Annotated in this window: 19 protein-coding genes and 6 pseudogenes; 7 read left to right on the top strand and 18 right to left on the bottom strand. The window is 58.5% G+C overall.

What is annotated here, in order from left to right; all coding sequences use genetic code 11:
• Window position 1 precedes the first annotated feature (1 nt).
• Together J8G15_RS03625 and J8G15_RS03620 are read left to right on the top strand one after the other, a co-directional pair.
• Window positions 2-751 carry a 3'-5' exonuclease gene (locus J8G15_RS03625; protein WP_210546203.1) on the top strand — a complete coding sequence of 250 codons (750 nt, stop codon included), beginning with the start codon at window positions 2-4 and terminating at the stop codon, window positions 749-751.
• A 420-nt stretch (window positions 752-1171) separates the two neighbouring features.
• A complete protein-coding gene (locus J8G15_RS03620; protein ID WP_210546202.1) occupies window positions 1172-1513 on the top strand; it encodes a hypothetical protein in 342 nt (113 codons plus the stop codon).
• A 349-nt stretch (window positions 1514-1862) separates the two neighbouring features.
• Here J8G15_RS03620 and J8G15_RS03615 read toward each other — a convergent pair whose 3' ends face one another.
• From J8G15_RS03615 to J8G15_RS03605, 3 genes are read right to left on the bottom strand one after another with little or no spacing between them, the layout of a single operon-like run.
• On the bottom strand, window positions 1863-2321 hold the full coding sequence (locus J8G15_RS03615; RefSeq protein WP_210546201.1) for a hypothetical protein: 459 nt from the start codon (window positions 2319-2321) through the stop codon (window positions 1863-1865).
• A 27-nt stretch (window positions 2322-2348) separates the two neighbouring features.
• Window positions 2349-3434: an acyl-CoA desaturase gene (locus J8G15_RS03610; RefSeq protein WP_210546200.1), complete on the bottom strand. Its 1086-nt coding sequence runs from the start codon at window positions 3432-3434 to the stop codon at window positions 2349-2351.
• A 52-nt stretch (window positions 3435-3486) separates the two neighbouring features.
• A complete protein-coding gene (locus J8G15_RS03605) occupies window positions 3487-4629 on the bottom strand; it encodes a ferredoxin reductase (protein ID WP_210546199.1) in 1143 nt (380 codons plus the stop codon).
• Window positions 4630-4801: 172 nt separating this feature from the next.
• Here J8G15_RS03605 and fabR point away from each other — a divergent pair, with 172 nt between their 5' ends.
• A complete protein-coding gene (fabR, locus tag J8G15_RS03600) occupies window positions 4802-5500 on the top strand; it encodes an HTH-type transcriptional repressor FabR (RefSeq protein ID WP_210546198.1) in 699 nt (232 codons plus the stop codon).
• A gap of 33 nt (window positions 5501-5533) precedes the next feature.
• Here the strand turns inward: fabR and J8G15_RS03595 are convergent, their stop codons facing one another.
• Window positions 5534-5710, bottom strand: a complete 177-nt coding sequence (locus J8G15_RS03595) for a hypothetical protein (protein WP_210546197.1) — start codon at window positions 5708-5710, stop codon at window positions 5534-5536.
• A 231-nt stretch (window positions 5711-5941) separates the two neighbouring features.
• Here J8G15_RS03595 and J8G15_RS03590 point away from each other — a divergent pair, with 231 nt between their 5' ends.
• Window positions 5942-8068, top strand: coding sequence for an acyl-CoA dehydrogenase (locus tag J8G15_RS03590; RefSeq protein ID WP_370627484.1), 2127 nt, complete (start codon window positions 5942-5944; stop codon window positions 8066-8068).
• A gap of 317 nt (window positions 8069-8385) precedes the next feature.
• The gene (locus J8G15_RS03585; RefSeq protein ID WP_210546195.1) at window positions 8386-8817 is read left to right on the top strand and encodes a hypothetical protein; all 432 of its coding nucleotides are present in this window, start codon (window positions 8386-8388) and stop codon (window positions 8815-8817) included.
• A 343-nt stretch (window positions 8818-9160) separates the two neighbouring features.
• On the opposite strand, the gene J8G15_RS03580 is transcribed toward J8G15_RS03585, so the two are convergent.
• On the bottom strand, window positions 9161-9334 hold the full coding sequence (locus J8G15_RS03580; protein ID WP_210546194.1) for a hypothetical protein: 174 nt from the start codon (window positions 9332-9334) through the stop codon (window positions 9161-9163).
• 81 nt (window positions 9335-9415) lie between these two features.
• A pseudogene (locus tag J8G15_RS03575) lies at window positions 9416-9574 on the bottom strand (transposase); the annotation flags it as partial.
• Window positions 9575-9606: 32 nt separating this feature from the next.
• Here J8G15_RS03575 and J8G15_RS03570 point away from each other — a divergent pair.
• Window positions 9607-9937, top strand: a pseudogene (locus J8G15_RS03570) (Tn3 family transposase); the annotation flags it as partial.
• A gap of 35 nt (window positions 9938-9972) precedes the next feature.
• Here the strand turns inward: J8G15_RS03570 and J8G15_RS03565 are convergent.
• The 6 genes and pseudogenes from J8G15_RS03565 to J8G15_RS03540 form a co-directional block, all read right to left on the bottom strand.
• Window positions 9973-10197 (bottom strand): DUF3079 domain-containing protein, encoded by a 225-nt coding sequence (locus J8G15_RS03565; RefSeq protein WP_210546191.1) that lies wholly within the window; start codon window positions 10195-10197, stop codon window positions 9973-9975.
• Window positions 10198-10256: 59 nt separating this feature from the next.
• A pseudogene (locus J8G15_RS03560) lies at window positions 10257-11043 on the bottom strand (FAD-dependent oxidoreductase); the annotation flags it as partial.
• 403 nt (window positions 11044-11446) lie between these two features.
• Window positions 11447-11899, bottom strand: a complete 453-nt coding sequence (locus J8G15_RS03555) for a CHRD domain-containing protein (protein ID WP_210546190.1) — start codon at window positions 11897-11899, stop codon at window positions 11447-11449.
• A 325-nt stretch (window positions 11900-12224) separates the two neighbouring features.
• Window positions 12225-12563 (bottom strand): BLUF domain-containing protein, encoded by a 339-nt coding sequence (locus J8G15_RS21375; RefSeq protein WP_240538426.1) that lies wholly within the window; start codon window positions 12561-12563, stop codon window positions 12225-12227.
• 510 nt (window positions 12564-13073) lie between these two features.
• Window positions 13074-13403, bottom strand: a pseudogene (locus J8G15_RS03545) (IS91 family transposase); the annotation flags it as partial.
• A gap of 361 nt (window positions 13404-13764) precedes the next feature.
• Window positions 13765-14616 (bottom strand): annotated as a pseudogene (locus J8G15_RS03540) (FAD-dependent oxidoreductase); the annotation flags it as partial.
• Window positions 14617-14620: 4 nt separating this feature from the next.
• Between J8G15_RS03540 and J8G15_RS03535 the strand changes: the two are divergent.
• Window positions 14621-14964: pseudogene (locus J8G15_RS03535) on the top strand (LysR substrate-binding domain-containing protein); the annotation flags it as partial.
• A gap of 35 nt (window positions 14965-14999) precedes the next feature.
• On the opposite strand, the gene J8G15_RS03530 reads toward J8G15_RS03535, so the two are convergent.
• The 6 genes from J8G15_RS03530 to J8G15_RS03505 all read right to left on the bottom strand — a co-directional run bounded on the left by J8G15_RS03530 (window position 15000) and on the right by J8G15_RS03505 (window position 21097).
• A complete protein-coding gene (locus tag J8G15_RS03530) occupies window positions 15000-15986 on the bottom strand; it encodes an NADPH:quinone reductase (protein ID WP_210546188.1) in 987 nt (328 codons plus the stop codon).
• A gap of 55 nt (window positions 15987-16041) precedes the next feature.
• Window positions 16042-16791, bottom strand: coding sequence for a hypothetical protein (locus J8G15_RS03525; RefSeq protein ID WP_210546187.1), 750 nt, complete (start codon window positions 16789-16791; stop codon window positions 16042-16044).
• Between the two features lie 15 nt (window positions 16792-16806).
• Entirely contained in the window at window positions 16807-17574 is a 768-nt protein-coding gene (locus J8G15_RS03520; RefSeq protein ID WP_210546185.1) for an SDR family NAD(P)-dependent oxidoreductase, read from the bottom strand.
• Window positions 17575-17652: 78 nt separating this feature from the next.
• Window positions 17653-19308 carry an ABC transporter ATP-binding protein gene (locus J8G15_RS03515; protein WP_240538425.1) on the bottom strand — a complete coding sequence of 552 codons (1656 nt, stop codon included), beginning with the start codon at window positions 19306-19308 and terminating at the stop codon, window positions 17653-17655.
• A complete protein-coding gene (locus J8G15_RS03510; RefSeq protein ID WP_210546184.1) occupies window positions 19301-20131 on the bottom strand; it encodes an ABC transporter permease in 831 nt (276 codons plus the stop codon). Before J8G15_RS03510 ends, J8G15_RS03515 begins: the two co-directional genes overlap by 8 nt.
• Before the next feature lie 9 nt (window positions 20132-20140).
• Window positions 20141-21097, bottom strand: coding sequence for an ABC transporter permease (locus tag J8G15_RS03505; protein ID WP_240538424.1), 957 nt, complete (start codon window positions 21095-21097; stop codon window positions 20141-20143).
• Between the last annotated feature and the right edge of the window lie 9 nt (window positions 21098-21106).

The following is a 21106-nucleotide window of genomic DNA, read 5'->3' as shown; positions in this document are numbered from 1 at the left end:
GATGCTGCACCGCGGCCTCTTGAGCCAGTCCGGCCAGAAGGTCGGGCTGCCCAACACCGATTGGGCGCAGCGTTTTAAAACCCTGGCTGAGATCGCTCGCGACCCGAGACTGAAGGCGTTTTATGCCGCTGGAGCAGTCCCGGGCGACACCCTTGTCGAAGACACGCCTTTAATGGCACTGGATGTGGAAACCACCGGCCTGGCCCCTGCACGCGACGGCATGGTCAGCATTGGCCTGGTGCCCATGAGCCTCACCTGCATCCGGGCCAGTGCCTCGCGTCACTGGCTGTTGAAACCCCGGGAACCGCTGGGTGCGGAGTCGATCACCATCCACGGCATCACGCATACACAGGTTCAAACGGCGCCGGACTTGAATGAGGTCTTGGGCGATGTATTGCAAGCCATGGCGGGCCACGTGCTGGTTGTGCACTGCCGAGACATCGAGCGTCAATTCTTGAGCGCGGCCTTGCAAAGGCGCCTAGGTGAGCGCATCGAATTCCCCGTGATTGACACCATGGAACTGGAAGCCAGGCTGTACCGCAGCCAGCGCCGCGGCTTGATGGACTGGGTGCTCGGGCGCCAGCCGCCCCAAGTCTCGATTCGACTGGCTGACAGCCGGCGCCGCTACGGACTGCCGCGCTATCGGCCCCACCACGCACTGACAGATGCCTTGGCATCAGCCGAACTGCTACAGGCCCAGGTAGCGCATCGGTTCACACCCGACGCGCCCATCAGCGCGCTCTGGTGTTAGGCCCATTGCTCCAAGTTGGTGGGTTCAGCGCCAGCTACAGTGCATGACCGCGACTCCTTTTTTTAACTAATTTTTCCGCGACCTACCCATCCATGTAGACACAAGAGTTTTTGTACGACTACACCAGTGTGTCGATCACGAAGTGTCCTTTTGTCCTGATCACTATTTTTTTTGACGAACTTAGGTTTCAAATTGGTCGATTTGTGCAGTGTCACACGGACCACGACTTTGAATTTTTTGCCGGCTCCATTCAAGCCAGCGTCTTGGGCCTGTCGGTGTTGTTGCGAGATGTCACTTGCGCATGTGCATGCAGCGTAGGTGCAACCGAAGTCAGACACTCATCGACGAGGCCGACGCCAGAAACGCAAACAACTAAACCCAACGACCACGTAGACACAGAACAAACTGTGGCGGTTGGCAGTGCTTGCCACCAACGACGACTCACGCCCGGTCACGATCGGAGAATTTGTCAACTCACTTGATCAGATGATTGACAACCAGGGACGCCGAAATGCGCTGCATCGCCTGCTTGTCCGGGAAGTCGTGTTGCTCTTGCTGTTTACGGCATTCCTTGCCTGGAGCAGCATGCTTGGCTATTCCAGCGGCTTGAGCGGTCGACTCGTGGTCGCACGGGCTATTTTGGTGTCCCTGCTGATATCGCTGACAGTGTTCATCATCATTGATCTAGACCGCCCCAAACGTGGCTTGATTCAGGTGGATCAAGGCATTTTGATGGAACTCAAGCAGGCCCCCGCGAACTGACATCACCTAGCCACGCGGGCTCACCGCCACAGATACAGTCCATCTATTGAACATGGAAAAAAACCGCTTGGTCCTGATGCAATAGGCTCATAGTGCTATTTATTAAATAGCAGTTCGTCGACAAGTACTGTCGTTCGATAGCTCCATCAACTCAATCGCAGATTGAAGATAGCAAGAGGCACAGTGGCAAGACACCGGTCACCTCACGCGTGACCATCGTGTCGTTGTATAACTTGAAGCTATCAATCCCCTATAGGACAAGGGATAGGCTGGATTTACGGCGGTGTGCTTGACCAGCTCAATCGCCCGAGTGCAACCGAGTGGTTGTGAATGCCACTGTTCAACTGAATCAGCTGAGTTCTCGGATGTGGCTGGCGACCACCAGCAATTGGTCTTTGTCCATGCGAACAATGAATTTTCGGCTCACTGAGCTGAGCAGTTTGACCGCACCACTCATACCGAGTCGGGCAGATTGTTCGCTCACAAAGCCCATCTGGGCTTTTTTGAGTGCCCGCAAAAAATAGTAATCCATGCCGGCGTCGATGAGCTCATTAACCAGATCGGCCATGGACTCCCCATGCGTGGCGAGGTCGGGCGCCGCCTCGATCGCGTCCAGCACGGCATTGGTTTTGGCACGCAGTTCCTTGGAGTGGTAAAAGCGCAACGAGGGTTCAGATGACACTATGGCCTCCCCCTTTTTCGCCACCATCGTTGTCGCCACGGGGCTCGGCGTGATTGATTTTTTAGCAACCGGTTTGGCGGTCGGTTTCGCCTTGCCATTGGTGGTTTTATTTGCGGAAGTTGTCATAGCCATGGACTCCTATTGGAAACATGATTAAGCGGGCGATGTGGTCGCGTTTTTGGGTGGAAGCGTGTGGGTCAGAATACGTTTCATCACCGTCTTGTACTGGCTGTACAGGCTACCTGTGTTGTAGAGCAATCCGTATTTGACACAGAGAAGACGAATTTTCGGCGCCACTTCTAAATAGCGGTGGGCGGGCATGTCTGGAAAAAGGTGGTGCTCAATCTGATGACTCAAATGTCCGGTCAGGATGTGAAACACGCGCCCACCTTCCAGATTGCTGGATCCCGACAACTGGCGCAGATACCAGTCCCCGCGTGTCTCGTTGCGGGTGTCTTCTTCCCGGTAAATCGCCACTCCATCGGTGAAGTGACCGCAAAAGATGACCACATAGGTCCAGAGGTTGCGAATCAGGTTGGCGCAGAAGTTGCCAGCCAACACGCGCGGAGCGCTCCACAGCGCCAGGGCGGGAAACAGCAGATAGTCCTTGAACCATTGTTTCGCAGTTTTCGTCAGGAAACGATTCAGTCGGGCTTTGAACTCGGGCTTGGAAATGGCACCATGGGTGTACTTTCCAATTTCCAGATCGTGTGAACCCACACCATACTGAAAACCTGCGGCCAGCATCAGGTTGGCCATCGGCTGAAGCCAGTGTCGAGGTTTCCATTTTTGCGCGTCTGTCATGCGCAGCAGGGAATAACCCAAATCGCGGTCTTTGCCCAAAATATTGGTGTAGGTGTGGTGGGTCACATTGTGCGAATGGCGCCACTGCTCACCGTCGCAGGCAATGTCCCACTCAAACTTTTGCGAGTTGAGCGCGGGGTCGCCGGTCCAATCGTATTGGCCGTGCATCACGTTGTGCCCAATCTCCATGTTGTCCAGGATCTTGGCGTTGGCCAAGGCCAAGACGCCTGCGACCCAGCTCAGTGGCCCAACGCCGAAATGCAGAAGCGCACGCCCCCCCACTTCGCTGGCGCGGCAAATGCGAATCATGCGTCGTATGTGGTCGACGTCCGATTGACCGAGATCATTCATCACGCTGGCGCGAATCGCGTCGACCTCTCTCTCAAAATCGTCAACTTGTTGGCGGGTCAGGTGGGTCGGTTTGGCAAAGCTCATGGTGTGTTTCGAGTGGTGGGGAATGGAAGGAAAAACAGCGGAGAGACGTGCCTTAGAGGTCTAGTGAAAGATCCGTTCTGGCCACCGAAATGCACAGGCGAATCTGCTCATTTGGCATGCTGGAGAGTTCGCCGGTTTGCAGGTTCTCAACGGTGCCGCTCTTCTTGGTGCATTGGCAGGAACGACAGATGCCGATGCGACAGCCGTGTTTGGGGGACAAGCCCGCTTTTTCGGCCTGCTCCAGCAAAGGCGCATTGCCGCTGGTGACAAATTGCTCACCGCTGAGCGCCAGCATGACTGTCACTGGGGTTCCGGGTGACGTCGTAGGCAGCATCGGGATGGCCACAAAACGCTCGCTTTTCAGTGGAGCGGTCAAGTTATTGGTAGCCCAATGGCCCTCCACAGCGTCCATGAAGCCACTGGGGCCGCACATCCAGGTTGCGCGCTCGCCCAAATCTGGCACGGCCGACTGCAAGCTGTCAGGCGTAAAGCGGCCCACGCTGTCATCGAAATGAAGGAGCAACGATAGCGCAGGGAATCGATTCGCAGTGCTCAGCAACTCTTTGGCAAAAATAAACTCAGCAGGGTTGCGACACACATGCATGAACACAACGTCGCCCTGATAGTTCCGTGCTTTCAGATCTCGCAGCATGGACATCACCGGGGTGATGCCACTGCCGGCACTGAGCAGTAGCATCTTGGCGGGCAACAGCGTGGGCAGCGTGAAGTCACCGTCGGCTTGGCCGATGGTGATCACGTCACCCACTTTCAGGTGCTCGTGCAAATGCGGTGAGACCAATCCACCCGCCTGGCGCTTGACTGTCACGGCAAGCAACCGGGCACCTGGGCGGCTCGACAGGCTGTAGATGCGCTCGACCCGGCGGCCATTGATTTCCAGGCGCAACTGCACAAACTGCCCGGCCCGTGGCCCGTGCTCACCGTGCCGTCCATGCCACAAGGCATTGGGTTGAAGGACAAAGGTTTTAGTGTCAGCCGTTTCATCCACGATGCGCACCACTTGCGCCCGCACCTCAGTGAGAGACAGCATGGGGTGCAGCGACCGCAACGTGTCCTCAACAGCACTTAAACGAACAATGGATTCAACCCACGGATGCTGGAGGGCGGCCTTGAGCGGCGCGGCCAGTTTTTCGACCCAGGTGCTGGGGGCGGCGGAGTTGCTTGCTGCGATCATCATGGTTTCCTTTGGCTAGTCTGGCTGAATGCCTAATTGTGTACGAACGTACACATACTTTCCATAAAAATTTCATAATTTAGAGATGAAAGCCAATAATCAGCAAATTCACCTCTATTTATATAGGATCAACTCAGGCCTCTATAAAATACAAACGTACACAAATATAGACAAAATGACCAATTTTCCGACCGCCAGCAAGCGCACAGATGCGTTAACCCGCAGTGAGCGCAAAGACTTGACCCGCGCTATCCTGTTGCAAGCCGCGTTGGACCTGATTGGCGAGGGGCGCAGCTTCACCAGCCTGGGGATTCGCGAGATCGCGCGCGAAGCTGGCATGGTGCCCAACGCGTTCTACCGACATTTCCGCAACACTGATGAGTTGGGCCTGGCCTTGGTGGAAGAGGTCGGCATTACACTGCGCCGCCTATTGCGCGAGGCTCGCCAAGTGGGGGTTGCGCCCAACTCCATGGTGCGCCGCTCGGTTGATGTGTACTACGAGTACGTCAAGCAAAACCGGCTGCAGTTCTTGTTCATCTCCAGTGAACGTTCAGGCGGCAGCCGCATCCTCCGCCTGGCCATCCGCAACGATGTGACCCATTTCACCAATGAAATGGCGCAAGACTTTCGGCGTTTGGGCGTCTACCCTGAAATGCCGACCAGTAGCCTGCAGATGGTCTGCGGCCTGATCGTCACCACCATGCTCGCTGCCGCGCCCGAAATCCTCGACTTGCCTGCAGACCAGCCCTTGCTTGAGGCCGAAATGACAGAAAATTTTGTGCAACAACTGCAAGTGGTGTTGCTCGGTGCAACGTGCTGGAAAGATAAATTCACACGCACAAGCACGCTCAACATGGGACAACCCCGTCCGTAGAATCATCGCGATTCCCCTGGCGCTGGGCCAAACCTATGCGCTATTGGTTGCATCTGCGTCTTCAGCGCCACGACCCTTGCCAATCAACTGGCTGGCGGCCTTCCACGGAGGCTGGCTCTTGCTGCCATTGATCACCCGCGCCCTGACCTGAAGGTTAAGTGAAGGCGGCCCGCCCCCTTCAGAGTCGACGTAAGCCGCGGACAGCGTCACGTGAATCTATAACCCAGTGGCTTCCAACCCTTGTTGCCGGTCACTGGCAACAACTTCTGTCTTGCAATATGCTTCCTGCCCCACCTTGTGCAAGGGCTAGCCCACGATGCTGCTGGGCTGTATCCGTAAGATCAAAAAAAGCTGTGGCGGAATTTCGTGCAGTCGTTAGACTGAGCCTATCAACGGCAGGAGACCACGATGGGCGTCGCACGATGGGTTGGACAAATGGCTATGGGACCGTTTTCAAAAGCGTTGCCCCGCATGGGCGACACTGAGCGGGCCGCTCTTGAAGCGGGAACAGTGGGCTTTGAGGGGCAACTGCTGAGCGGCCGCCCGGACTTTGATGCGCTGATTGCCAGCGGCCCCAATGTCCTGACCGGTACAGAACAGCAGTTTCTTGACACCGAGGTTCGCACCCTGTGCGGCATGCTGGACGACTTTGCCATCGACTCTGCCGGCGACATGCCGCCCGAGGTTTGGCAGTACATGCGAGACCAGCGCTTCTTCGGAATGATCATCCCCACTGAATGGGGGGGGTTGGGCTTTGGGCACTTCGCCCATGCTGCCGTGGTAACACGACTGGCCACGGTCAGCGTCACAGCCGCAGTGACCGTCATGGTTCCTAACTCGCTCGGACCTGCCGAGTTGTTATTGCACTACGGCACCGAAGCCCAAAAGAAGCACTACCTGCCGCGATTGGCCGACGGCCGCGACCTGCCCTGCTTTGGATTGACCTCACCCTATGCAGGGTCCGACGCGGCCTCCATTCCCGATCGCGGCCACCTGACCACGCGCGAGATCGATGGCCAGATGGTGCGCGGATTCAGTGTGACCTTCTCCAAACGCTACATCACGCTGGCCCCGGTGGCCACCGTGGTGGGTTTGGCCTTCAATGCGCGGGACGAGAGTCGGCCCGAAGGCGAGCGCGATCTGGGGATCACCTGCGCCCTGATTCCCGTGCCCACCCCCGGCATGCAAATCGGCCGCCGTCACCGCCCCATGGACAGCGCCTTCATGAACGGCCCTATTGAGGGCGAGGACGTTTTTGTACCCATGGACTGGATCATCGGTGGAGAAAAGCAGGTCGGTCAGGGCTGGCGCATGTTGATGGAAAGCTTGGCGGCGGGCCGCGCCATTTCGCTACCGGCCCTGGGCGCGGCTACCCAGCAAACTTCGGTGTTCGTGGCCAACGGCTATGGCAAGGTGCGCGATCAGTTCGGGCTGCCCATCGGCAAGTTTGACGCCATTGCCGGCATCATTGCCGGCATGGCTGTTGAGCTTTACGCCACCGACGCGGCGCGGCGCTTCACTGCTGGTGCACTGGACCACGGGGAGCAACCCAGCGTTGCCAGCGCCATCCTGAAAGTGCACCTCACGGAGGCCGGGCGCCGTTCGGTCAACCATGCCATGGACATCCTGGGCGGCAAAGGCATTAGCAATGGTCCGTCCAACCTGTTGTCGGTGGCCTACCGCCACATGCCGGTGGCGATCACCGTTGAAGGCGCCAACATCCTGACCCGCTCACTGATCATTTTTGGTCAGGGCGCTGTACGCTGTCACCCGTTTGTGATGGCGGAAATGCAGGCTGTTGAAAAACAGGATGCGCAGGCGCTGGGCCAAGCCCTGCTGGGCCACGGCGCCCATGTGGCGCGCAATTTCTGGCGCAGCCTGTTTGGCGCGCCAGTGGTGGGTACCCCACCGCAAGCGCTGCTCAATGAAGCGCGCATGCTGGCCCGCCTCAGCGCCAAATACGCGCTAACTTGCGACCTGGCCATGGGCCTGCTGGGCGGCAAGCTCAAGCGCATGGAACTGCTGTCGGCCCGCCTGGGCGACTGCCTCTCGCACCTTTACATGGCCAGTGCCTGCATTTGGCGCTACGTCGCAGAGGGGGATGAGCACATGCAGCCCCTGGCGCGCGCGGCCTTGCGCACGCAACTTGATGCAGCCGAGGAGGTGCTGAAAGACCTCTACGCCAACCTGCCTACGCCAGGACGCCGACTGATCGGCCAACTGGTGCTGAGCCGGACCGCCCATTTGGTGCCATTGCGGGATGTGCAGATGTTGGCACTGGCAGCCCAGTTGCGCGACCAGCCCGAGGTGATCGTCCGCCTGTGCCCAGACGTGAGTGTGCCCAAATCAGGTGGACTATTGGACCTGATGCGGGCGCTGGCGCTCACCGAACAACTGGGCAGCGACACCACCGCTGAGCTCAACAAGCTGGTGCGCCGAACGCGATCTTTCGAAGACGCCGCCGCAGACATGCCTGATCCGGCATTGGCACTGGCCTATTTGCGGGCGGCGGACAAGGTCATTCAAGTGGATGACTTCCCGGGAATCCAGGGCCGGGCAGGTATGTGATGGGCGTGGCGCCATGCATGATGAACGCAATGATGCACATCTGCCCACCGCGCTTCGGGCACAGCAACGGGAACACCGAGTAGATGGAGGCAATAAACGCGACCCCCAAGTAGTGCGCCGGTTGGCCCTCGGGTGAAGCCAAACACCGTGTTTCGCTATAAGAGAAATGGGGGTTTGCCACCCATTCTTCTGGCCGATTTGAAAAAAACGGCCTGATCGGATAAGGTTAAAGCGTTTGGCAGCACATTTTTCCTTGCGCTCAGCACACATGTGAGCAGCTGTCAGGCTCTCATCTATTCATCTAAAAGGAGAACAACATGGGACTACTGGACAAGCTATTTGGCAACAAGGAGGTTGAATATCCGCCGCTGCCGGTCGGCAACGATGCGCTGGCTCAACTCGATGAAATCAAAGCCCCGTTGGAGGAGCTGGCGCAGAAGGTGTCTGACCACCTGGAAGTGGTTCCGGCAGAGCATGAAGCCTTTGTCTTCCTGGGCAAGCCACCCAAGAGCTTTGGCATTGCCTGGATTCACGATGGGAAGGTTACTGGGCTCAAGGAGTTCGCTGAAGAAAAAAAACTGTCGCAGATTGACGTTGGAAAATTGATTGTTCGGCTTGGCGAAGCCTATCAGAATGCCAGCGACGCGCCGCGCTACTCGGCTGAATTCGGCGGCAAACAGATGGTGATCCTTCCATCGAAGGGCCTGGAGAAGGAAATACACCAGATCATGGCGAACACGCTGCACTGAACGAGTGCGGCATGGGGTAAGCAGCCGTCCCCCTTGTCTTGCCCTTTGGCTTGGACGCGTGAATTGGCGGGAGTTTTGGACTCCAGACTGAGCGGGTGGCCGATGCGCGGAAGTTTGGTGCGAAAAAACCCCAGGGCGATGGCCCGCGATGGTGGTGCTGAAAGCCAACACACTGATAGAGAGGTCCTTGCGGAACGACTTGAGGGCGATGGACTGGCGCCCAAAGCGGTGATTGCGGGCTGCACATGCACAAGCTGATCCACAGATCTACGGTGGGCTCCATTCAGGCGCCGCGTTTGATTCCCATCTGCCCGCTGCGTTTCGGTCACAGCAACGGGAACAACTAATAGATGTGGGCAAACAACACCACCCACAGGCAGGGCACCGGTGAGCGCTTGGGTTCCAAGGACTCTGACTGGGCGTGGATTTCATTGCCCAGCGGCACCACTGCAGGTGCGCCCTCACTCGTGGTGACCGGCTTGGCTTGCGCAGTAAAGCGATCGCCTAAGCGCTGCATGGCAATTGATAAGCGGGCGCGGCATCGAAGCAGCCGCTCCAGTGCTAGGTGACAGGTGCTTCTTGGCGATGAGCCTTAAACGTCGGCATCAGCGTCGCCTCCCACCTCATCGAATACACCATCGACCACGCAAACACCGAAATGCACATGGCCGCTCAGGTTGGAGCCATAACGGTGAATGAAAACGATTCCACCAATTTGCAGAGCCGCCTTGTCCACATTCGCCGCGCATGGGCTGTTGAATGGCTGGCTTTACGCCGTAAAGATCAAAAAGACCTGAAGCGCCGGTGTTCATTCTGAACTGGCTACAAAGTGATGCGCTTCGCGCCGCGTGTAAGCCGAGTTGAGCACAGGCGAACCGCACAATGCGCTTGCCATGGCGGTGTTCTTCAACCCGCTGAGCGAAATTCGTGACCGATGTTTCGGGCGGAAGAACTACCGGGCCAGTGGGCTCAACCTGCTGACGATGGTTTTATGTTGTGAAACACGGTTTATCTGGAGCGCGCAGCGCATGCGTTACCAAGCAATCGCCATGCCATCGCTGAGGCGCTGCTGCAATACCTGTCGTCGCTGGGCTGTCAATACATCAACCTGATCGGTGAGAGTCAGGGCTGGCAGGTAGCCCGACTTGCCCAAGACTACGCAGAGGAAGAACTTTTCTCCAACGAATCAGCTGCGGCATCAGGCTCTTCACTGGACTGGTTGTCTCCCCATTCCCAGCAATCGTCGCCGAACAACTCCACGGGGTGGGGTGCTCGGTCAGCCCCATTGCCGCACCGCATATCGCTGGCCGCGCAGTGCCGATCACAACCCCAACACACCCGCTCGTGATGCGTGGGGAGGTTGGGGACCTTCTTGGCCATCAAACAGTGTTCGTGAGATGCCGTTCTACCCGCTATTTGCGTGCCGGCGGCAAGTCGGTTCAGCTACCATGCGCCACTTCCGCGGCCATTCCGATGGATTCCCCAAGTGTGGGGTGTGGGTGGATGGTTTTACCAATGTAGATGGCATCTGCGCCCATTTCAATCGCCAGCGCCACTTCGCCAATCATGTCACCATGCGTGGGTGCCGACCATGCCGCCGCCCAGGATCTTGCTATGACCGTGCGCTTCCGGCGAGTCAGCAAACAACAGTTTGGCAACGCCTTCGTCGCGGGCGTTGAAGGCGGCGGCTGCCAGCTCTTTGTTGCCCTACAATTCACCCGCTATGACTTCTGCCGCCACGTGCGCTTCATGCACCGCTTTGTGCGCCAGCAAGGGCTGGCCCACGATGTCGCCAATCGCGAAGATGTGCGGCACGTTGGTACGCATCTGAATGTCGACGTTGATGAAGCCACGGTCTGTGACAGCCACGCCGGCTTTCTCAGCGGCAATCTTCTTGCCGTTGGGCGTGCGACCCACGGCTTGCAGAACCAGGTCGTAGACCTGAGGTGCTGGGACGGTGCCGCCCTCTTCTGCTGCAGCAAATGTCACCTCAATGCCTTCGGGCAAAGCGCGAGCGCCCACCGTTTTGGTCTTGAGCATGATGTTGTCAAAGCGCGGCGCATTCATCTTGTGCCAGATCTTGACGAGGTCGCGGTCGGCGCCTTGCATCAGGCCGTCCATCATTTCCACCACGTCCAGGCGGGCGCCCAGCGTGCTGTCAACCGTGCCCATTTCCAGGCCAATGATGCCACCGCCCAAAATCAGCATGAGCGTGGGGACGTGCCGATCTCAAATTGCGCGGCCAGCGTGCCAACGCCGCCTACCAGCGCCGTGGTGCCGCAGTGGTGCTGCAGTGGTGCCCCTCGGCCTGCAAGATCTGGTCTTTCTCAATGGCACCGCTTTGCCTTTTGGCACCGTCCACCGGGCAAATCCAAGGCGCGGCCGTTAGCGGACGGGCACCGTCTTTGAGGGCGCTGGGCGGATATCGGCGGTTCTCCCCGAAACACGTCACAGAACACGCTGCCAACGAATCGATACGGGACGCTGCTTCGTCCTCGTAGGGCCAGAACACAAGCAACTGAGTTGGCCCGCCCACGGGGTGGCAGGCGGGCCGCCCATAGGAAAACCGCCACGTTTAAAAGTGGTGGTTTTTCATATTTGCAAACGATGGCAGAGCCACCCGGAACAATTACATGCCGGATTTAAGTTGTCCGCGAATCTCGCCGCCGGGGTTGGCCGCAGTGTGGATATTGGCGTACCACTTACCAGCCATCAAATCCTGTACCTGCGCATCAGTCAACTTGGCTTCGCCTTTGATAGGGCTCTCCACAGATCCTGTGAAAGGCAATGCAACGCCCGCGTTAGAACCTGCCATGGCGGGGCCGTGGAAGTGACCCGCCTTGGCGGGGCCTGTCAAACCCGCGTAGGTGACTGTCCACTGCAGCATACTGGTCTTTTTGTCAAGTTTGGCGTCAACCTTGCCTGTGGCAGCGCTGGTGTTGGCAGGTACTTCGCTGGCACCGGATAGCTGTGCCGAATAGGTGACGGTGTCACCTGACGGGGCCATCATGGAGCAGCCAGCAAGTGCAGCAATGCCTGCAGCGGCAATGGCGGATTTCAGTGTGAGGGACATGGTTTTCATAAAAGATCCTAGGGTGTTGTGGGGAAAGTGTAAAAAGACTTGTTCTCTGTCGAGTTTGCTTGCGGCGTGTTGAACCACAGGGTTTCTTGGTGAATCACATCAATATCGTGACCTCCCTTTTTTTGCGCGAGTCATCAGGCAATTAAATCGCGTTCATGGCCCTCAAGAATACGACCTATTCCAACCAGCGCACGTTTTGCAAAATTTCGTCAAAGAAACTTCGCAAGGTCAGTGTGCTCATGCTGTAGGGATCGAAGTCGGATTTAGTGGAGTATTTGAGAAACAGCTGACGGTTCGCCTCAAGCGAACCCAGCAACCCCATCGATCAGCTTGCAAAGCGGCGGTATGGAATTTCGCCGAAGTCCAACACTGCGGTGCCATGGTGGCGCTTGTCGCCTAGCAGTCGGTGATAAAGCTCATTGACAGCTGCGCGATCGCCTTCGAGCTGCTGCAAAAATATTCCGTTGCTGAGGCACAGGGCACCCGTGATCCCGGCACGCAAGTTATTGCGCTGCGACGCACCCAAGATGCCTTGACATCTCCAGGGCCAAGAATGCGTGAGGTGCGGCTTGCATACGTTAGCTGTATCAACATTTGAAATTCCTTGAAACATCGCTGGACCGAGCAAAGTCGTCAGGCCAACCGCCGTTGTGGCGATCAACAACGATATTACTCAATAGTCTACAAAAGAACAAGCAAGTATTTTTTTGAACTTATTGGCTAAACCGGGTTTGCCAGCCATTGGGCTGGCCTGGCGCGTTCTTTGAGGGCGCCAGTGAAACAAGCGTTGGACATGGTGTAGCTGGCCAGTTCCAGCGGGCACCTGTGCGCCCATAACAAGGAGCTCCATCAACCCGAAGATATCCATACATGAAGGCTGATCCTCACATTTATGCAATTGCGTGAAGTAGATGCTGTTTGCACAATGGCTGCATCACATGACGAGGAAGATCACTATGCACCGCCGAAACTTCATTTGAATCTCGATCGGATCGGAGATTCAAGCCCATGAGGCCCAATGTGGCGCGGGTTTGGGGGCTTCGAAACACGTTTGGCTCAGGTAGTTTGAGTGCCCGCAGCCGCTCAAAGGCGAGACCTTGGGATGCAAGATGGATTTAGGTCTGGCGCGCACGCAGCTGCTCCCTGCAGCTGTCGAAATCGCCGCTTCACTGAGTCACCAATTGACGCGCTGATCCACCTCGTAGTCTGGAACGGGTTGTGCCGCCATGTCCCAATCTGGCTCGCCGCCAGCACCCTCGCCCACCTGCGCGTCACAGTCATCCCACAAAGGCGGGCCACGTGCTGGCGCGATTTGTGGTGGTTCAGAATCTGCCCCAATGTGTTCGAGTGTTTGCCGGATGTCGGCACGGTGCGTGACGAATGCGATGATGCGCATATGGCTGTCTCACAGCGGGCACAGCAGCGGAAAAACCTCGTAGAGGCGGGCTATCAAAACGGCCCAAAGGTTATGCGCTGCGCGCTTGAGATGCGCTGGTTCGGGCGAGCGCCCAGCGTGCTGTAAACCCTGCCCATCTCCAGACTGATGATGCCGCCACCCAAAATCAGTACGCGCTTGGGGCAAACCTGCACCAAGTATGGGCACCGGGAGTTGGAAGATTGCCCAGCAGCGCGACAACCCGGTGTGTGCGGATGCCGAGCACGCCGTTGCCGGTGCTGAGAAGGACCCCGGTCTGCACGTTTACATGCCAAATAGCGCTCTAGCCTTGGTAAATTATGTACGAGGAGCTATCAAAAACGAAGCGCCCAACAACCTTTACCTTCAGGACAATTATTTCCGAGCCGCCAGACAGCAAAAAGCCCGAACTGTGGCCAGTTCGGGCTCGGTGTGCAAGTGTCAGCCTGGCTTACTTGCGTGCGGGTGGCAAATCAGTGCAGCTACCGTGAGCCACTTCCGCCGCCATGCCGATGGACTCCCCAAGCGTGGGGTGGGGGTGGATGGTTTTGCCGATGTCGATGGCATCTGCGCCCATCTCAATGGCCAAGGCCACCTCGCCAATCATGTCGCCCGCGTGGGTGCCGACCATGCCGCCGCCCAGAATCTTGCCGTGGCCGTGCGCTTCTGGTGAGTCATCGAACAGCAGTTTGGTAACGCCTTCGTCGCGGCCATTGGCAATGGCACGGCCTGACGCGTTCCACGGGAACAGGCCCTTCTTGACCTTGATGCCTTGGGCTTTGGCTTGGTCTTCGGTGAGACCCACCCAGGCGACTTCGGGGTCGGTGTAGGCCACGCTGGGGATGACACGGGCATTGAAAGCGGCGGCTGCCAGCTCTTTGTTGCCTTGCAGTTCACCGGCGATCACTTCCGCCGCCACATGGGCTTCATGCACCGCCTTGTGCGCCAACATGGGCTGGCCCACGATGTCACCAATGGCAAAGATGTGGGACACGTTGGTGCGCATCTGAATGTCGACGTTGATGAAGCCGCGGTCTGTGACGGCCACACCGGCTTTCTCGGCAGCAATCTTCTTGCCATTGGGCGTGCGACCCACGGCTTGCAGAACCAGGTCGTAGACCTGAGGTGCGGGGGCGGTGCCGCCCTCCTCTGCTGCAGCAAACGTCACCTCAATGCCTTCGGGCAAGGCGCGGGCGCCCACCGTTTTGGTCTTGAGCATGATGTTGTCAAAGCGAGGCGCGTTCATCTTTTGCCAGATCTTGACGAGGTCGCGGTCAGCGCCCTGCATCAGGCCGTCCATCATTTACCTTTCCGCATGGCCCTCCCTGGCGCTGGGCTCCCCGCAAACCGAAGCGATCTGGCGGCTACACCACATTGATGGAGCCCACGCCCAACTGCCTCACACGCCGCGCATGGTGACGGACGACATGGTGGCGCTGCGCTGGCTGGCGTCGGGGGGGGGGTGCAATTGCCCACCATGATGGTGTGTGAGCAAGTGAAAGACGGCTCGTTGGTCCGCCTGCTGCCAGACTGGGCACCGCGCAGAGAGATCATTGACGCCGTTTACCCGTCGCGGCGCGGGCTGTTGCCCTCGGTTCGCGCCCTGATCGACTTTCTGGCGGACCGCTGTGCTGCCATGGATGAGAATTGAACGAAAGCAATGTGTCCGCGCTGACGCAAACGGACTCAATCAATGTCGACCACCACACAGCCCAAAAAGCCGCCTTGCTCGATTTTTCGATTCGACTCAGCAAACTGCTCCAAGGGATAGCGGGCAGCAATACGATGTTGCAGGGTGCCCTTCTCCAATGCCAACGTGATGTCCCGGATGGCTGCCTCTTTGGCGTCCTCGGGCATCGCATACACAATGACCATGCGAACTGTCAGGTCCATGAACATCATCCGTTTGAAAGGCAATGCCGGCTCCGCCACAACCGTTGATGAATAGCTCGCGATGACTCCGCCGACTCGGATCACGTCCAGGATTTTGGGCAGGTTTTGGCCGAACTCAACGTCGATCACCCGATCGACCTTGCGGCCCTTCGTGATCTTTAGAACTTGCTCGTGCCAGTCTGCCTCGTGGTGGCTCACCAAGAAGTCAGCGCCTGCTTCCAGGCTGTCTTTTTGGGCCTCCGCGCTGTGCGCCGTAGCAATGACCGTGGCGCCGCCCTGTTTGGCAAACTGAATCGCGTAGTAACCCACTCGGCCTGCGCCGCCAGTGATCAGCAGGACTTGTCCTTTTACTGAACCGTCAGCAAACACACATCGGTGTGCCACCATGGCAGGGATACCCAGGCAGGCGCCAATGTCAAAGTCGACGTTGTCAGGCAAAGGCACGGCACGGCAGCTGTCAATAGCCAGGTACTGGGCGGCTGTGCCATGCAGGCGCCCGAACTGGGCCTGATAGATCCAAACCCGCTGGCCAACGCGGGAGTGTGGAACCCCAGTGCCAACCGCTTCGATCACGCCGGCCCCGTCGCTGTTCGGAATCACGGGTCCGTTGTCCAAGAGGTTGGGGAACGCGCCATCCCGTTTCTTGGTGTCGGACGGGTTCACGCCAGAGGTTTTCATGCGCACAAGCACCTCACCATGCCCTGCGGTTGGCTTGTCAAACTCACCGACTTGAATTACCTCAGAGGCAACACCAAATTTTTCGTACCATGCAGCTTTCAAAATACACTCCTTAGAAATAGGGGGGGGACAGCTGGCCAATGCCATCTGACGTCAATCAATGGGCTTGGGGCTCAAGTGCCAGTCGACCTAAAACGGCCCGGTACAACGCCCGGTCGGCGCTGACCAGAGGGATGCCCAACTCCTGTTCAAGCGACTCGATCCAGTGCAGGGTGCGAACCCCCGAGCCACCAATGACAAGCACCTCGGCCAAAGGCGCATCGGCCCGGGTTTGGCGCACGCTGCGCATCACTTCGTTGTCGGTGAATCGGTAGTTTCTGGCGGCCACCAAGTCATCTGTGGCAATGATCCCCTGGGCGACAAAGGTCCCAAAGTGGTCGATGACATAGTTGGCGTCTTGCAAAAAACCACTGAATTCTTGTTGCCAGGCCGGGTTGTAATACGGGCAGGCTACGGCGATACGCCGGCGATCGAGCTGCTCCAGCGCCTCCAGCACGGCCACGCCATTGAGCACCACCGGCACCCCGCAGGCACTGCTGAGTTGCTGCCCCACCGCCTTGGCACCGGCCGGGTTCTGTCCCAACTGGTAGGCGAAGGCTGGACCAACCTGGGCGATCACTTGCGCGCCGGCCTCGACCAATAGCCGGGCGGAACGCTCCAACCAGGGCAGAGATGCTCTGATTTGTTCAAAGCTGTAGTCAAAACCAACTGGCGGCAGAATGGTTTGGGTCACGTCCAGCTCATGGGCGTGACGTAGCAGAAACTCCCGCATCGTCGGGTCAAACCAACCCGGCGCGGCAATGATGCCCAGTTTATTTGACGCTTGGGTAGGCACGCGAGCACGCATGGAAATGGATTGCGTTTAGGCCAGCAGGCCGCCATCCACAATCAGGGTCTGCCCCGTCATGTAGCCCGCCCCGGCACACAAGAAAAAAATCACTTCGGCAAAATCAGCGGGCAGACCGATGCGGCCCAAAGGCAACTTGGCCGCGGCGGCATTGGCCTCGGCCTCGTCCCAGCCGCAGTCCCACCCGGAGCCACCCACCCAGCCCGGCGCCACACCGTTGACCCGTATGGCGGGACCTAAGCCTTTAGCCAGTTCACGGGTCATCAATACCAAAGCCGCTTTGGCACTGGCGTAGGCTGTACTGCTCCCCCCTCCACCAAATGCCGCGGTGGACGCCACGTTAACCACCGCACCACCGTTTTGACTGAGGTAGGGCTGCGCGGCCCGAATGCAACGAAACGGACCGACTAAATTGACCGACAGCAGCTTGCTCCAGAAGGCCTCGTCCTGGCGATCAAGATCACTTGGCGGAATGGCGATACGCGTTCCAGGCGTCGCGGCGTTGTTCACCAGGTAGTCCAGCCCGCCCAGGGCTTGCGCTGCCGCGCACACCATGCGTGCAGCGCTGTCAGGGTCACCAACATCACCCTCGGCTGAATACACCTGCAGTCCAAGCGCGCTCAAACGGGCGACCTCGCTGGCCAGCAGGGTGCTGCCCGGCAAGTCGTTGATGGCCACTGCGGCACCCGCACGTGCAAATATCTCGACGGTTGCCAGGCCGATGCCAGAAGCACCGCCGGTAACCAATGCTTTTTTGCCCTTGAGATTGGCCGATATCGTCATTCCATGTCTCCTATTGATGGATGCAAGCACTTGTCGCAGCACCCGAGTGTTCAATCATTCGCAGCAATCGCGGCGTTGCTAATTCCCAGAACTTGCCATGCGCCTATGGGCAATCGCCTGTTCCAGCCAGCCCAGTTCCATTTTCGGCACCGACGAGAGCAACAAATCGGTGTAGTCATCAAATGGGGGGGTCAACACTTCGGACTTGGTGCCGTAGCGCACAACGCGCCCTTGGTGCATGACGGCGATGGAGTCCGCGATTGCTTTGACGGTGGTCAGGTCGTGGGTGATGTAGAGATAGGCCACATCCTCGACTTTTTGCAGGTTCAGCATCAGGTTCAGAATGCCATCGGCCACCAGAGGATCCAGCGCGCTGGTCACTTCGTCGCAGATGATGAGCTTGGGCTTGGCGGCCATGGCCCGCGCGATGCACACCCGCTGCTTTTGTCCGCCAGACAACTCGGCCGGGTAGCGGTCCATGAAGCCGGCACCCATTTCAATATCGTCAAGTAGCTGCTGAACCCGACGGGTTTTCTCTTGGCCCTTCATGCCAAAGTAGAACTCCAGCGGTCGTCCAATGATTTGCCCCACGGTCTGACGTGGGTTCATCGCGGCGTCGGCCATCTGGAAAATCATCTGCAGTTCACGCAGGTCGGTCTTGCTGCGCTGACCCAGTCGGGGCGCCAAAGCGACCCCGTTAAAGATGATCTCGCCGTTTGTGGGGGCCAGCAGTCCAGTGATGACCCGCGCCAAGGTGGACTTGCCCGAGCCGGACTCCCCCACCACGGCCAGGGTTTGCCCCGGGCTGAGGTCCATGGACACCTGGTCCAGCACTTTGGCCTTGGCCCGGCTATATTGGGCGCTCACCCCCTTGATCGTCAGCAAGGGCTGTGGCGCTGGCGCCTTCTCTTCATGGCGGATGGTGTGCATCCCCACCAAGGCTTGGGTGTACGCTTCTTTCGGTGCATGAATGATCTGGCCGGTCTCACCCTGCTCCACCAGCTTGCCGTGTCGCAGCACCATGATGTCGTCTGACACTTGCGCCACCACGGCCAAGTCATGCGTGATGTACAAGGCCGCTACACCGGTTTCACGAATCGCGTCTTTGATAGCGGCCAAGACATCAATCTGGGTCGTGACATCCAGCGCCGTGGTGGGTTCGTCAAACACAATCAGATCGGGCTGCGGGCACAAGGCCATGGCCGTCATCGCACGCTGCAGCTGTCCGCCAGACACTTGGTGCGGAAACCGCTTTCCGAAATTCTCCGGGTCTGGCAGACCCAAGGTTCTAAAAAGGCCCACCGCACGCTGCTCCAGCGCGGCGAGGGGAGCCACACGGTGATGAAGAGCGGCCTCCACCACTTGGTCCATCAAACAGTGCGATGGGTTGAATGCGATCGCGGCGGACTGGGCCACATACGACACCGCTAGGCCTCGAAGGGCGCGCAGTCCGCTGGAACTGGACTTCAACATGTCCTGGCCCTTGAGTAGCACTTCGCCCGCCGTGATTCTGACGCCGCCGCGACCATAGGCCAATGATGACAAGCCTATGCTCGACTTGCCAGCCCCAGACTCGCCAATCAGACCCAGCACCCGCCCTTTGTACAGGGTCAGGGACACGTCATCCACAATGACCAACTCGCGCGGGGCCTCGCCCGGCGTCCTCAAGGTGGTTTCCAGTCGCAAGTGGCGAATCTCCAGAACCGGTGGGTCCATCAGCAGGACTTCACGCATGACCACGCCCTCCCTTGAGGTCAGCCGTTCGGTGCAAGACCCAGTCTGCGACCAGATTGACCGAAATCGTCAGCACCGCAATGGCGGCCGCGGGAATCAGCGCAGCGGGCACACCGAACACTATGCCGTCCTTGTTTTCCTTGACCAAGCTCCCCCAATCGGCGTCCGGCGGCTGCACACCCAGCCCCAGAAAAGAAAGCGAAGACAAAAACAACACCGCAAAGATGAACCGCAAGCCCAGCTCGGAGATCAGTGGCGTCAAGGCGTTGGGCAGTATTTCCGAAAAAATGATCCAACGTGAACCCTCGCCGCGCAGCTTGGCCGCCTCCACATAGTCCATCACATTGATGTCGGCGGCCACCGCACGGGAGAGCCTAAAGACCCGGGTGGCGTCCAAAATTCCCATAACCAAAATAAGAACTGTCATGGTGGAGGGAAACACCGACAACACCACCAGCGCAAAGATCAGGGTTGGCACGGCCATCAACAGATCCACCGAGCGTGACAGCACCTGGTCTAACCAGCCCCCCGCCTCAGCCGCCATGAAGCCCAACACCGAGCCCAAGACGAAGGACAAGGCGGTGGCCAGTCCGGCAATGGTCAAGGTCACCCGAGTGCCGTGGATCATGCGAGAGAGCAAGTCACGCCCCAGGTTATCGGTCCCCATCCAATGCGTCGCCGACATGGGGGCCCACACGTCGCCCACCACCTCACCCGGCCCAAACGGCGCCAACCAGGGTGCGAAGACGGCAGTCAATGCAAAGGCGGCGCTGATCGACAGGCCCAGCAAGGCCGCCAAGGGAATTCGTTTCCAGTCAAACATCGTGAAACCTTATTTGGGATGGCGCAGGCGCGGGTTCGACAAGATACCGGCCACATCGGCAAAGATGTTCATTCCGATGTATACGCTGGCAAACACCAGACTGCAGGCCTGAACCACCGGGACATCGCGTTTGGCGACGTGGTCGACCAGGTACTGGCCGATGCCCGGGTAGACAAAGATCACCTCCACGACCACCACACCAACAATCAAAAACGCCAGGTTCAGCATGACGACGCTGATGATGGGCGCCAGGGCATTGGGCAAGGCGTGTCGATAAATGATTTGCAAGGCGGACAACCCTTTAAGCTCGGCGGTCTCGATGTAGGCGGACTGCATGACATTGAGAATGGCGGCTCGCGTCATGCGCATCATGTGCGCCAACACCCCTAGGGTCAGCACCATCACCGGCAGCACGATGGCCGACAAGCGCTCCCCCAGTGACATGCCCGCATACACCATCGCCACGCTGGTGAACCATTGCAACTTGACCGCGAAAAAATACATCAGCCCATAGCCGACAAAGAACTCCGGCAAGGCCGTTGACGCTAGGCCGAAACCAGAGATCACACGATCTACCACACCGCCACGGTGCTTCACCGCCAGCAAGCCCAGGCCCACCGCCAGCGGCACGGACACCAGTGCGGCGCAGGCGGCGAGAAACAGCGTGTTTAGCAGGCGCCCGCCCATGGCGCTGGCAATGTCCTGCCCGTTGGACAGGGCCTGGCCAAAATCACCCACCACAAAGCCGCTCAGCCAATACCAATACCGCGTGAGCGGCGGGTCATTGAGCCCCATTTGCTGACGCAGATTGGCCAACGCCTCGGGCGTGGCCGATTGCCCCAGAATGGCATGTGCAGGGTCACCCGGCAGAAGTTGTGTGCCCACGAAAATCAGACCTGACACACCCAGCAACAGCAACAGGCCCATGGCAACGCGCTGCGCCACTTGTTTCAGCATGGGAGACATCGTGGACAC

Source organism: Rhodoferax sp. PAMC 29310, assembly GCF_017948265.1.
Lineage (GTDB): Bacteria > Pseudomonadota > Gammaproteobacteria > Burkholderiales > Burkholderiaceae_C > Rhodoferax.
The sequence above is the reverse complement of the archived record's forward strand: the minus strand, read 5'-3'. Positions and strand labels throughout refer to the sequence as shown.

Coding starts and splice junctions, on each gene's coding strand:
- J8G15_RS03625 (WP_210546203.1), top strand. CDS start 2: ATGCTGCACCGCGGCCTCTTGAGCCAGTCCGGCCAGAAGGTCGGGCTG.
- J8G15_RS03615 (WP_210546201.1), bottom strand. CDS start 2,321: ATGACAACTTCCGCAAATAAAACCACCAATGGCAAGGCGAAACCGACC.
- J8G15_RS03610 (WP_210546200.1), bottom strand. CDS start 3,434: ATGAGCTTTGCCAAACCGACCCACCTGACCCGCCAACAAGTTGACGAT.
- J8G15_RS03605 (WP_210546199.1), bottom strand. CDS start 4,629: ATGATGATCGCAGCAAGCAACTCCGCCGCCCCCAGCACCTGGGTCGAA.
- fabR (WP_210546198.1), top strand. CDS start 4,802: ATGACCAATTTTCCGACCGCCAGCAAGCGCACAGATGCGTTAACCCGC.
- J8G15_RS03590 (WP_370627484.1), top strand. CDS start 5,942: ATGGGACCGTTTTCAAAAGCGTTGCCCCGCATGGGCGACACTGAGCGG.
- J8G15_RS03585 (WP_210546195.1), top strand. CDS start 8,386: ATGGGACTACTGGACAAGCTATTTGGCAACAAGGAGGTTGAATATCCG.
- J8G15_RS03580 (WP_210546194.1), bottom strand. CDS start 9,334: ATGCAGCGCTTAGGCGATCGCTTTACTGCGCAAGCCAAGCCGGTCACC.
- J8G15_RS03565 (WP_210546191.1), bottom strand. CDS start 10,197: ATGGCCAAGAAGGTCCCCAACCTCCCCACGCATCACGAGCGGGTGTGT.
- J8G15_RS03555 (WP_210546190.1), bottom strand. CDS start 11,899: ATGAAAACCATGTCCCTCACACTGAAATCCGCCATTGCCGCTGCAGGC.
- J8G15_RS03525 (WP_210546187.1), bottom strand. CDS start 16,791: ATGCGTGCTCGCGTGCCTACCCAAGCGTCAAATAAACTGGGCATCATT.
- J8G15_RS03520 (WP_210546185.1), bottom strand. CDS start 17,574: ATGACGATATCGGCCAATCTCAAGGGCAAAAAAGCATTGGTTACCGGC.
- J8G15_RS03515 (WP_240538425.1), bottom strand. CDS start 19,308: ATGCGTGAAGTCCTGCTGATGGACCCACCGGTTCTGGAGATTCGCCAC.
- J8G15_RS03510 (WP_210546184.1), bottom strand. CDS start 20,131: ATGTTTGACTGGAAACGAATTCCCTTGGCGGCCTTGCTGGGCCTGTCG.
- J8G15_RS03505 (WP_240538424.1), bottom strand. CDS start 21,097: ATGTCTCCCATGCTGAAACAAGTGGCGCAGCGCGTTGCCATGGGCCTG.